We start from the raw sequence: 11,279 nt of genomic DNA, 5'->3' as shown, positions 1-11,279 counted from the left end.
CCGCGGCCCCTGGGCCGCGCGAAAACCGGGAGGGAAGAAGCCGGCTTGAAGCGATCTCACGCGCCTCGACGGAGTCGAGGCAGACAATGCAGACAAAATTACCGCGCGCGGCGGGCGAGGCGTTCCGGGTCGAGGATGAGGACGCTCTTGCCTTCCAGGCGTAGCCAGCCGCGGTGGGCGAAGTCGGCGAGGGCCTTGTTGACGGTCTCGCGGGAGGCGCCGACGTACTGGGCGATCTCCTCCTGCGTGAGGTCGTGGGTCACGCGCAGGAGGCCGGCCTCCTGGCTGCCGAAGCGCTGCGCGAGCTGCAGGAGCGCGCGGGCCACGCGGCCGGGCACGTCGGTGAAGATCAGCTCGGCGACCATGTTGTTGGTCCGGCGCAGCCTGCGGGCCACGACGCGCAGCAGCTGCTCCGCGATCTCCGGCCGCGTCGAGATCCACTGGCGCAGGGCCGGGCGGTCCATGGTGACGGCGCGGACCTCGGTGACCGTGGTCGCACTTGACGTGCGCGGGCCCGGGTCGAAGATGGACAGCTCGCCGAACATGTCCGACGGGCCGAAGATGCCCAACAGGTTCTCGCGGCCGTCCGGCGACTTGCGGCCGATCTTCACCTTGCCGGACTGGATGATGTACAGCTTGTCGCCCGGCTCACCCTCGCTGAAGATGACATGGCCGCGGGGGAACTCCACGGATTCCAAGGTCTGGGCCAGAGCCTCAGCGGCTGCAGGCTCAACACCCTGGAAAATGCCCGCACGGGCCAGGGTTTCGTCCACCTCGGGTGCCTCCTCGTCGAGAAACGATCACTTCCTTCGCAGGTCGAAGGCCGTGTCGCCGATCACTTTCGCGTAAGTCTAGGGCGTGTCGGCGAGATCGCCCGTCGGCTCGCCGCGCGGGGCGCGGCAGCCGGAGACGATCTCGCACGAACAGGGAGCCTAACTCCGCACGCGTCGCGCGCGAAGCCTGGCTGCCCGTCCGCCCAGCCTGCGGAGCCGAAACAGCTCCAGAGCCCGGCCGATCCCGTGGCCGTAGAGGGCCCTGACCTCGTTGGGTTGAGCCTGCTCCAGGAACTCTTCGACCTCGTTCTCCTGCACCGCGACGTGCTTGAGGCGGCTTTCCACTCGCTCCATGAAGAGGGCGAAGAACATGATCACCAGTGGGACCAGAATCACGAACCACGCGGTCATGACGCACATCCACTACGGAAAGTAAGCATCGACTCCAGATCCTCGCTCCTCGCGGCACACGGTGCGCCGAGGTGGTGCTCTGGCGTGTCGGCCGTCCACCGGCGGGTGCTCCCGCCCGGCTCGTCCGACGCGCCCGTAGGCTATCGGGGTGCCACCTGCCGTCACGAACGCCCCCCGCGAGGGCGCCGGTGAAAGCCGGCTTGCCTTGGTGAGACGCGCCCGGCGTATGAAGCGTTGCCTCGACGACGTGTATCCCGACGCGAAAGCCGAGCTGGACTTCACGAATCCGCTGGAACTGCTGGTCGCGGTGGTGCTTTCCGCGCAGACCACCGACGTGCGGGTGAACCTGGTCACGCCCGCGTTGTTCAAGCGCTACCCCACGGCGGCCGCCTACGCGGGTGCCGATCGCACCGAGCTCGAGGAGTTCCTGAGGCCCACCGGGTTTTTCAGGGCCAAGGCCAACTCGGTGATGGGGCTGGGCGCGGCGCTCGTGGAGCGCTTCGACGGCGAGGTGCCCAAGAAGCTCGACGACCTCGTGACGCTGCCCGGGGTCGGGCGCAAAACGGCCAACGTCGTGCTCGGCAACGCGTTCGACGTGCCGGGAATCACGGTCGACACCCACTTCGGCCGCCTCGTGCGCCGCTGGGGCTGGACGGCCGAGGAAGACCCGGTGAAGGTCGAGCACGCCGTGGGGGAGCTGATCCCGCGCAAGGAGTGGACGATGCTGTCCCACCGGGTGATCTTCCACGGCCGGCGCGTGTGCCACTCGCGCAAGCCCGCGTGCGGCGCGTGCCCGCTGAAGAAGGACTGCCCGTCCTACGGATTGGGACCCACGGAGTTCGAGGTCGCCGCGAAGCTCGTCAAGGGCGAGGAGCGTGAGCACATCCTCGAGCTGGCGGCGCGCGGGTGACCACTGTCACCAAATGGGCACTCGGCGTCGCGGTCCTGGTGGTCGCGGTGCTGGTCGCCGTGCTCACCACACGCGGCGGCTCGAAGGACGCGCCCGCGGCGACCGGTGACCTCGCGGGCGTGCGCGCGAAGGCCGCGCTGCAGGCCTGCCCACCGCCGTCGCCCGGACCCGCTGTCGGCGAGCTGTCCGGGATCCAGGCCGACTGCCTCGGCGACGGCTCGCGCGTCGACGTCGGCAAGGTGCTCGCCGGCGGCCCGACGCTGGTGAACGTGTGGGCTTCGTGGTGCTTGGCGTGCCGCACCGAGCTGCCCGTGCTGCAGGCCTACGCCGCGGAGCCCGGCGCCGTGCGTGTCATCGGCGTGCAGGTCGCCAGCCCGGCCGCCGACGGACTCGGCTTGCTGCACGACATCGGCGTCCACCTGCCGTCGGTGTACGACGGCGACGGCCAGACAGGTCCGATCCGCACCGCGCTGAAAGTGCCCTCGACGCTGCCCGCGTCCTATCTCGTCACCCCCGACGGTCAGGTGCGCTTCATCTCCAGCCCCCGCACGTTCGACAGCACCGATCAGGTGCGCGCAGCCGTGAAGGACTTCTCATGACCGGTCCCCTCGTCGACCCCGAAGCCGTGCCTGAATGGCTGCGGCCGCTGGTGAAGGTGTCCGCTGAGGTCGAGAGCCGCACCTTCACCCGCTTCACCGTCGACGAGTCGCTCACGCGCTCGGCCGCCGTGCTGATCCTCTTCGGCGAACGCGCCGACGGTCCCGACGTGCTGCTGCAGCGCCGCGCCGACACGCTCGGCTCGCACGCGGGCCAGGTCGCGTTTCCGGGCGGCGGCGCGGAGGACGGCGACGGCGGACCCATCGGCACCGCCCTGCGGGAGGCAGAGGAGGAGACGGGCGTCGACCCGGCGGGCATCCTGCCGATCGCGATCCTGCCGGAGCTGCCCGTGCCGGTGTCGCGCTTCGCCGTGACGCCTGTGCTCGCCTATTGGCACACGCCCTCGCCCGTGCACGCCGTCGACCTCGGCGAGACGGCCGCTGTCGCGCGCGTTGCGCTCTCGGACCTCGCCGATCCGGCGAACCGGTTCATGGTCCAGAAGCGTGGTGCGTCGTGGAAGGGGCCGGGCTTCGACGTAGACGGCCTGTTCATCTGGGGCTTCACCGCAGGCCTGCTGTCGGTGCTGCTTTCGCTCGGCGGCTGGGAGCGCGACTGGGACACCGGCGACGTGCGCGACCTTGACGTAGCGTTGGCCGAACACCGGGCCCGCAACGTGGCGCGGGGAGAGGCGAGCGGGGAGTGACGGCGTGAACTGGGTCGATGTCCTCGTGCTGGTGCTGGCGGTGCTGGCGGCGGTTTCGGGGGCGTACCAGGGCGTGATCGTCGCGTTGCCCGCGCTGGTCGGGGTCGCCATCGGGGCAGTGCTCGGCGTGAAGCTGGCGCCGTTCGTGATCGAGCTGTTCGACAACCCTGTGGCGAAGGTGGCCTTCGCGCTCGCCGTGGTGGTGTTCCTCGTGGTGCTCGGCGAGACGCTCGGGGTGTGGATCGGGCGCAAGCTGCGCCAGAAGATCAACCCCGACAAGCTGTCCGGAGTGGACAAGACGCTGGGTGCGATCGTCCAGGCCGCGGCGGTTTTCGTGGTGGCGTGGCTCGTCGCGAACCCGCTCACCACCGTGTCGGCCATCCCGGGGCTCGCCAAGTCGATCAACTCGTCGGTCGTGCTGGGCGAGGTCAACGACCTGATGCCGGCCGAGGCCCAGGGCCTGCCGAGCGACCTGCGCAAGCTGCTCGACGCGTCGGGCTTCCCGTCGGCGCTCTCGCCGTTCGAGAAGGCGCCGGCCGCCGACGCCGCGCCGCCGGACACGTCGATGAACATCTCCACGGTCGCGCGCCGGGTGCACCCGAGCGTGGTGAAGATCCGCGGCAACGCGCCGTCGTGCTCGAAATCGCTGGAGGGCAGCGGTTTCGTGATCGCGCCGCAGCGCGTGATGACCAACGCGCACGTGGTCGCGGGCACGAACGAGGTCGGCATCGAGTCCACCCGCGGCGACTACCGGGCGCGCGTCGTGTACTTCAACCCCGAGGTCGACATCGCCGTGCTGGCCGTGCCGGGCCTGTCCGCGCCCGCGTTGCCGTTCGCGCCGGAAACCGCGCGCGCCGGCGACAACGCCATCGTGCTCGGCTACCCCCTCGACGGCCCGTATACCTCCACCGCCGCCCGCGTGCGCGGCCGCATCAACCTGCGCGGCCCCGACATCTACGACGCCAACACCGTGCAGCGCGACGTCTTCACCATCCGCGCGGGCATTCGCAGCGGCAACTCCGGCGGCCCCATGATCACCCCCGACGGCGACGTGATCGGCGTCGTCTTCGGCGCTGCGGTGGAAGATCCGGACACGGGCTTCACCCTGACCGCGGAACAGGTGCGCGCGGAGGTCGCGGCGGCGCCGTCGCAGACGACGAACGTGAGCACGGGCGCCTGCGCGAGCTGAGTCAGCTCACGAAGTCCACAACGGATTTCGTCACGCGGTCCGGCTCCTCCAGATGCGGGAAGTGCCCGACGCCGGGCCAGACGCGGGGCTCGCCGTGCGGCCCGGCCCAATGCACGGACGCGCGTGCGGTCTCCGGGACGATGCACGTGTCCACGGCGCCGTGCAGTTGCAGCACGGGCGCGGCGACGCGTTTGCCCACGGCGTCGGTGAAGCGGCGGCCCTCGCCGCGGAACTGCGCGCGGAAGGCCCAGCGGTAGTACTCCAGCGCGGAGTGAGCGACGCCCGGGATCAGCATCGCCTGGCGGAACCGGTCGACCGTGTCGGTGAAGTCCGAAGAGGACCGCCAGGCCGGGCCGGACCAGCTGTGGAACAACGACTCCACGTTGGCGGCGTCGTCGCGCACCAGCCACTTCTCCGGCGCCATCGGCACCTGGAACCGGAACAGGTGCCCGGCCGCGCGTCCCTGGCGGCGGGGCGAACGCAGCACGGCGGACTTCAGCGCGAGCGGGTGCGCGGCGCCGACGGCCGTCACCGAGGACACGAGGCGGGGGTGCAGCGAGGCGACCGTCCAGGCGAGCATGCCGCCCCAAGCGTGGCCGACGAGGTGTGCGCGGCGGGCGCCGAGGGCCTTGATCAGGCCGCCGACGTCGCCGGCCAGCGTCCACGCGTCGTAGCCGCGCGGGGGTTTGTCGGAGTCGCCGTAGCCGCGCAGGTCCACGGCGACGGCGCGGAAACCGGCGTCCGCGAGGCCGCGCAGCTGGTGGTGCCAGGTCCACCAGAACTCGCCGAAGCCGTGCAGCAGCAGTACCAGTGGTCCGTCGCCGAGCTCGGCGACGTGCAGGCGGATGCCGTTGGCCGAGACGTCGCGGTGCGTCCACGGACCGTCGATCCGGACGATCGACGGGTCGGGCGTGCGCTGCACTGCGGGCTCCGCTTCAGCCGATACTGTGCCGATGGTTACCAATCCGACCACAGTCACGGCCGAATGGCTTCGTCGCAACGGTTACGTGACGGGTGGCGTCGGCCTACTTTTGGCCGGATCAGTAACGCAGCCTGGGATGCGGTGCCGGGTCAGGGACGCGTCGCGGGCAGGTCGTCTTCGGTGGCGCGACGCGGCTTGAGGGCCGCGGCCGTCTCCTTGACGCTGTCGATCGTGCGCTCGGGCGCCTTCAGCTTCTTCACCTTGCGCCAGCCGAGGAACGCCGTGACGGCGGTGGTGAGCAGCATCAGGACGAACACGGTGAGGAACGCCGGCCACCGGACGCCCCACCAGTCCGACAGGATCTCGGCGATGAACAGGAACAGGAAGTACGAGCTGTAGAGCCCCACGGCGAGGGCGATGAGGAAGTAGACGGCTCCCTTGAGCCCCTTCTTCACCTCGCCGACCAGCTCCGACTTCGCCAGCTCGACCTCGGCCCTGACCAGCGTCGACAGGTGCTGGGTGGCGTCGCCGACGAGTTTGCCGATGGACTGTTCCGCCGCCGCGGCCTCCTCGTCGCTCGACAGGGGCAGGTAGGGCACGGCCCCCACGCCGTCGGGGCCGGTGCGTTCGTGTTTGGGGCTGGTCACCGGGTCATCGTGCCACGTACCCGTTCCCCAAGCGCGGCGGACCGTCGGGAGTGTCGGGGATCAGTCCGCTCTCGCGTGCGCCCGGTTGCGTCGCAGCAGCAGCGCGGCCGCCGTCAGCGACGCGACGGCCGACGCGATCAGCACCGCCGCCTTGGCCAGTCCGGTCTCCGGTTCGTCGAGCGCGAGGTCGGCGATCAGCAGGCTCACTGTGAAGCCGACGCCGCCCAGAGCAGCCAGCGCCGAGAGATCACGCCAGCCCATGCCGGTGGGTTTTTCCGCGACGCCCAGCTTCACCGCCAGCACGCTCGCGCCGAGGATGCCGACGAACTTGCCCACGACCAGTCCCAACAGGACAGCCAGCGGCAACGCGGTGGTGAAGACCTGGCCCAACGCGTGCCCGCTCACCGAGATCCCCGCGGCGAACAGCGCGAACACGGGCACCGCGACCGCCGCCGACCACGGCTGGAGCCGGTGCTCCAGCCGCACCGCCGGCGCCTCGTCCTCGCCTTCGTCGGGCTTCACGCGCGTGAGCAGCCCGAGCGCGACGCCGGCGATGGTCGCGTGGATGCCCGTCGAGTGCACCGCGACCCAGGTGACCACCGCGAGCGGCACGTACAACCAGGCCGTGCGCACGCGTTTGTGCTGCAGGAACCAGTAGAGCGCCAGCGCCACCACGGCGACGGCGGCGGCCACGAGGTCGAAGCCCGTGGTGAAGACGATCGCGATCACCAGGATCGCGCCGAGGTCGTCGACCACCGCCAGCGAAAGCAGGAAGACCCGCGCGCTGCTCGGCAGGTTCGACGCCGTCAGCGCGAGCACGCCGAGCGCGAACGCGATGTCCGTGGCCACGGGGATCGCCCACGCGCGGTCGATCCCCGGCGTCCCCCAGCCGACCGCCAGCGCGATGAGCGCCGGCACGATCATCCCGCCGACGGCCGCGATCACCGGCAGCACCGCCTGCTTGAAGCGCGAGAGCTCACCCACCACGAGCTCGCGCTTGAGCTCCAGCCCGGCGACGAAGAAGAACAAGGCGAGCAGCCCGTCCTTCGCCCAGTCGCCGATCGACAGGTTCAGGTGCAGGAACTCGGGGCCGACGTGGAAGTCGCGCACGGCCCGGTAGACGTCATCGGCCGGTGAGTTGGCCAAGATCAGCGCGACGGCCGTGGCGGCGAGCAGGATGATCCCGCCGGTGGTCTCAGTGCGCAGGTAGCGGGCGAACTCGGCGGCGGCGCGGGCCGGGCGGGAAGCGGTCATGGGCGGAGTCCTCCAGGTGCGGCAATCGTCACAAACATCGCCGACCAGGCTTCCCGGCGCACCTTTGCCGCCATTTTAGCGGCCGGCTCCGGCGTTCGATGACGCTTCCCACACCCGGTTCGGTTTTCTGTTCACTCATTCTCCTTCTAGCATGCGAATCGGAAACGACAACGTTGTCTAGGACAAGGACGAGACAGTTGTGAGTACCTCTACCGAGGCCCAGCACGACACGAGGTTCTTCGGGCACCCACGAGGGCTGGCGAACCTCTTCGGCGTCGAGATGTGGGAGCGGTTCTCCTACTACGGGATGCTCGGCATCCTCGCCATCTACCTGTACTACAAGGCCGACCAGGGTGGGCTCGGCATCGACCAGGGCGACGCGCTCGGCGTTGTCGGCGCGTACGGCGGCACGGTCTACCTCGCCACCGTGATCGGCGCGTGGGTGGCCGACCGCCTGCTCGGTTCCGAGCGCACGCTGTTCTACAGCGCCGTGCTGGTGATGATCGGCCACATCGCGCTGGCGCTGCTGCCGGGCCTGACCGGCATCGGGGTGGGCCTCGCGTGCGTCGCGATCGGTTCGGGCGGTCTCAAGGCCAACGCGACCGCCGTGGTCGGCACCCTCTACGCCGAGGGCGACGAGCGCCGCGACGCCGGCTTCACGATCTTCTACATGGGCATCAACCTGGGCGGCTTCATCGGCCCGCTGCTCACCGGGCTCGCGCAGTCGGAGGTCGGCTTCCACCTGGGCTTCGGGCTCGCCGCGATCGGCATGGCGCTCGGCCTGATCCAGTACACGCTCGGCCGCAAGAACCTGGGCGAGAAGGCGTCGGAGATCCCGAACCCCCTGCAGCCTTCGCAGCGCTGGACGGCGATCGGTGTCGCCGTGGTGATCGTGGTCGCGGTCGTCGCGCTGATCATGTCCGGCGTGGTCGGGCCGTCGAACCTGGCCGACGTGGTCGTGTACGTGGTCGTCGCGATCTCGGTGGTGTACTTCGTGGTCATCCTGACCAGCCGCAAGATCACGTCCGACGAGCGCAGCCGCGTGTTCTCGTTCATCCCGATGTACATCGCGAGCGCGGCGTTCTTCTCGCTGTACCAGCAGCAGTCCACGGTCGTCTCGGTCTACAGCGACCAGCGCCTCGACCGGAACCTGTTCGGCTGGGACATGCCGGTGTCGTGGGTCAACTCGATCAACCCGGTGTTCATCATCATCTTCGCGCCGATCGTCGCCGCGATCTGGACGAAGCTCGGGCCGAAGCAGCCGTCGACGCCGATGAAGTTCGTGCTGGGCACGGTGCTGATGGGTCTCGCGTTCCTGCTGTTCCTGCCGATGACCGGCACCGGCGTGAACGGCAGCCCGCTGATCGCGCTCGCCGGGATCCTCCTGGTGTTCACGATCGCGGAGCTGATGCTGTCGCCGGTCGGGCTGTCGCTGTCGACGAAGCTCGCGCCCAAGGCGTTCCGGACGCAGATGGTGGCGCTCAACTTCCTGTCGGTCTCGCTGGGCACCGCGATGTCGGGCAAGCTCGCGGAGTCCTACGACGTGCACGACGAGACGCCGTACTTCAGCACCATCGGCGTGGTCGCGATCGTGATCGGCCTGGTCCTGCTCGCGCTGATCCCGTTCATCCGGCGGCTGATGAAGGGCGTGCACTAGCTGCTAGCCGATCGTGGTGCCGAACAGCACTCCCACGAAGTAGGTGACGAGCATGGTGAGGGCGCCGACGCCCACGTTGCGCGCGATCGCGCGCCCCACCTGCGCGTTGCCCAGGCGCGCGCTCACGAAGCCGGTGAGCGTGAGGCCCACGACCACGGCCAGCGCGCACGCCCACACGCGCTCCGGCACCGCCGTCCAGGCGATGGACAGCAGTGGCAGCAGCGCGCCGACGGAGAACGCGATCAGCGAAGCCCAGGCCGCCTGCCACGGGTTGGTGAGGTTGTCCGGGTCGATGCCCAGCTCGGCCTCGGCGTGGGCGTGGAACGCGTCCTTGCGGGTCAGCTCGCGTGCGACCTCCGCGGCGAGTTCCCGGGACAGGCCCTTGCCCTCGTAGATCTCGGCGAGCTCGCGTTCCTCGGCCTCGGGCATCGCTTTCAGCTCTTGCTTCTCGAGCTGCAGCAACGCGCGTTCGGTGTCGCGCTGCGTGCTCACGCTCACGTATTCCCCACCGGCCATCGAAAACGCACCGGCCACCAGTCCGGCAATTCCGGCGGTGAGGATCGCGGTGCGGCTCGTGGTCGCCCCCGCGACGCCCACCACGATGCCCGCGACGGACACGATCCCGTCGTTGGCCCCGAGAACACCGGCGCGTAGCCAGTTCAGCTTGCCGCCAAGGCCGTCGTGGGGCTCGTGCGAGTGGGAATCAGTCGCGTCCACCGTTTCGGTCACGGGAATAGTGAAACACGAAATTCGGGCGGGCGCCTCTGTCCGGTGAATTACATCAAGGAAGGGTTTCCTTATTTAATTGTGCCTATCCTTTGAATGTCAGCCGATCGGCGCCGGCCTGCTGCGCGAGGTACGGCGCCACCGGGTACAGCGCCGGCGTCACCGAAGGCGCGGGCACGCCGAGCTCCGCCAGCTCCTTCACGTGCGCCGCCACGTCGCCCTGGCTGCGGCCGGCGTACCCGGCGTTGAGCAGGGTGTGGACGGGCGTGGTGATTTCGGAACCGTCTCGAAGGGCGAAGTGCACCGGGAACCTCCGGGAGCCTTGCGATGGCCGTTGTATACATGGAGTATATGTTGCTGGTGATGGGAGTGCCCGAGGTGCCCGGAAGGCGGCGGAATAAGCGAGTGGCTCGAAGTGTCCACTGTGGAAGGACGACAGCTGACCGGCGGCACCGCCTTCGTCCGTGAGAGAGAACGCGCCGCGCACGGGCTCGTGTACGAGATCCGCTACCCTGCCGGCGTCGGGTCGCCTGTGCACAGTCACGACCACGACAGCGTCATCTACGTGCTCGAGGGCCGGCTGACCGGTGTGGTCGGGGGCGTGCCGGGAGAGTACGGCGCCGGCGACACCGTGGTCCACCCGCGCGGAGCCGACCACCAAGTTCACGCCATTGTGGATAGTCGCTGGCTCGAGTTCAAAGCGCCGCTGCCGAAAAACCCGCCCCTGGCATGAAAAAGGCCCGGCAAAGAATGCCGGGCCTTTTCACGGAACAAGAACTCAGACGTCGAGCTCCGCCAGAGCCGCCTTGGCGGCTTCCAGCTCGGCCTCGAGCTGCGCGACCTTCGCGGCCTGCGCCTCGCGGGCCTGGTTGATGACCTCGTCGATCGGGCCCGACAGGTCCTGGTGCAGCTCCTTCGCCGCGCGAGAGACGGCGGCGGCCGGGATCTCCAGGCCCTTCGCGACCCACTTGCTGCCGTTCTTGAGCTCGGCCTGCCACTCGCCGTCGGCCGTGCCGGTGACAGTGAGCGTGAGCTCCACCGTGCGGGTCTTCTTCGCGGTGGACGCGGGTGCGGCCTTCGGGCGGCCGCGCTTCGGCTTCGGCGCCTCTTCAGCGGCCGGGGCGGCCTCGTCTGAATCGGAAGACGACGCAGGTGAGGCAGTGGTCTCAGTGGGCTCGGTGACCTCCGGGGCGTCGGCGGCCTGCGCCGAGGCAGCGGCTGCCTCGGTCGTCGCCGCTTCGGCCGCGGTGTCCTCGTCGTGCGTCAAGGCTTCCACGGTCATTCGTGTCGTCTCCTTGCCCGGATCTGGGGTGGGTACAGCGGCACATCTTAGAACATGCGTTCGATGTGCGCCATTCGGGGTAGCGCGGCCAGAAGCGCCCCAATGTGGCATTGGTTGCGTCCAACGCAACCTTCCCGAGAACGCCTGAGGAGGCCCGCGTGTACCCGTCCCGGTTCCGCTACGAAGCACCGCGTTCCCTGCCCGAGGC

13 protein-coding genes and 1 pseudogene are annotated in these 11,279 nt (G+C 69.5%); 6 read left to right on the top strand and 8 right to left on the bottom strand.

Annotated elements, in window-relative coordinates:
* Positions 1-98: 98 nt before the first annotated feature.
* Together ABZU76_RS51250 and ABZU76_RS51245 are read right to left on the bottom strand one after the other, a co-directional pair.
* On the bottom strand, positions 99-773 hold the full coding sequence (locus ABZU76_RS51250) for a Crp/Fnr family transcriptional regulator (protein ID WP_204092840.1): 675 nt from the start codon (positions 771-773) through the stop codon (positions 99-101).
* Positions 774-932: 159 nt separating this feature from the next.
* Positions 933-1,184 carry a hypothetical protein gene (locus tag ABZU76_RS51245; RefSeq protein ID WP_204092841.1) on the bottom strand — a complete coding sequence of 84 codons (252 nt, stop codon included), beginning with the start codon at positions 1,182-1,184 and terminating at the stop codon, positions 933-935.
* A 226-nt stretch (positions 1,185-1,410) separates the two neighbouring features.
* Between ABZU76_RS51245 and nth the strand changes: the two genes are divergently transcribed.
* The 4 genes from nth to ABZU76_RS51225 are packed head-to-tail and all read left to right on the top strand — an operon-like array spanning position 1,411 to position 4,583.
* Positions 1,411-2,094, top strand: a complete 684-nt coding sequence (gene nth / locus ABZU76_RS51240; RefSeq protein ID WP_354885723.1) for an endonuclease III — start codon at positions 1,411-1,413, stop codon at positions 2,092-2,094.
* Positions 2,091-2,693 carry a TlpA disulfide reductase family protein gene (locus ABZU76_RS51235; RefSeq protein ID WP_354885720.1) on the top strand — a complete coding sequence of 201 codons (603 nt, stop codon included), beginning with the start codon at positions 2,091-2,093 and terminating at the stop codon, positions 2,691-2,693. Before nth ends, ABZU76_RS51235 begins: the two co-directional genes overlap by 4 nt.
* Entirely contained in the window at positions 2,690-3,394 is a 705-nt protein-coding gene (locus ABZU76_RS51230; protein WP_354885717.1) for a CoA pyrophosphatase, read from the top strand. The genes ABZU76_RS51235 and ABZU76_RS51230 overlap by 4 nt, the downstream gene beginning before the upstream one ends.
* A 4-nt stretch (positions 3,395-3,398) precedes the next feature.
* The gene (locus ABZU76_RS51225) at positions 3,399-4,583 is read left to right on the top strand and encodes a MarP family serine protease (protein ID WP_354885714.1); all 1,185 of its coding nucleotides are present in this window, start codon (positions 3,399-3,401) and stop codon (positions 4,581-4,583) included.
* Position 4,584: 1 nt separating this feature from the next.
* Here the strand turns inward: ABZU76_RS51225 and ABZU76_RS51220 are convergent, their stop codons facing one another.
* The 3 genes from ABZU76_RS51220 to nhaA form a co-directional block, all read right to left on the bottom strand.
* Positions 4,585-5,505 (bottom strand): alpha/beta hydrolase, encoded by a 921-nt coding sequence (locus ABZU76_RS51220; protein WP_354885712.1) that lies wholly within the window; start codon positions 5,503-5,505, stop codon positions 4,585-4,587.
* Between the two features lie 149 nt (positions 5,506-5,654).
* Positions 5,655-6,152, bottom strand: coding sequence for a phage holin family protein (locus tag ABZU76_RS51215; protein WP_354885710.1), 498 nt, complete (start codon positions 6,150-6,152; stop codon positions 5,655-5,657).
* A 60-nt stretch (positions 6,153-6,212) separates the two neighbouring features.
* Complete coding sequence (gene nhaA, locus ABZU76_RS51210; protein ID WP_354885707.1) at positions 6,213-7,406, bottom strand: Na+/H+ antiporter NhaA; 1,194 nt, start codon at positions 7,404-7,406, stop codon at positions 6,213-6,215.
* Positions 7,407-7,605: 199 nt separating this feature from the next.
* Between nhaA and ABZU76_RS51205 the strand changes: the two genes are divergently transcribed.
* A complete protein-coding gene (locus tag ABZU76_RS51205; protein WP_354885704.1) occupies positions 7,606-9,063 on the top strand; it encodes a peptide MFS transporter in 1,458 nt (485 codons plus the stop codon).
* Between the two features lie 3 nt (positions 9,064-9,066).
* On the opposite strand, the gene ABZU76_RS51200 is transcribed toward ABZU76_RS51205, so the two are convergent.
* Both ABZU76_RS51200 and ABZU76_RS51195 read right to left on the bottom strand, forming a co-directional pair.
* Positions 9,067-9,792, bottom strand: a complete 726-nt coding sequence (locus ABZU76_RS51200; RefSeq protein ID WP_354885701.1) for a VIT family protein — start codon at positions 9,790-9,792, stop codon at positions 9,067-9,069.
* Positions 9,793-9,907: 115 nt separating this feature from the next.
* A pseudogene (locus tag ABZU76_RS51195) lies at positions 9,908-10,093 on the bottom strand (DUF2848 family protein); the annotation flags it as partial.
* 120 nt (positions 10,094-10,213) lie between these two features.
* Between ABZU76_RS51195 and ABZU76_RS51190 the strand changes: the two are divergent.
* Complete coding sequence (locus ABZU76_RS51190; protein WP_354885698.1) at positions 10,214-10,522, top strand: cupin domain-containing protein; 309 nt, start codon at positions 10,214-10,216, stop codon at positions 10,520-10,522.
* 45 nt (positions 10,523-10,567) lie between these two features.
* Here the strand turns inward: ABZU76_RS51190 and ABZU76_RS51185 are convergent, their stop codons facing one another.
* Positions 10,568-11,071 carry a DUF6319 family protein gene (locus ABZU76_RS51185; protein ID WP_354885695.1) on the bottom strand — a complete coding sequence of 168 codons (504 nt, stop codon included), beginning with the start codon at positions 11,069-11,071 and terminating at the stop codon, positions 10,568-10,570.
* Positions 11,072-11,279 lie beyond the last annotated feature (208 nt).

The sequence above is a fragment of the Amycolatopsis sp. NPDC005232 genome (genome assembly GCF_040607795.1).
Classification (GTDB): domain Bacteria; phylum Actinomycetota; class Actinomycetes; order Mycobacteriales; family Pseudonocardiaceae; genus Amycolatopsis.
This window is presented reverse-complemented; position numbering and strand designations above follow the sequence as displayed.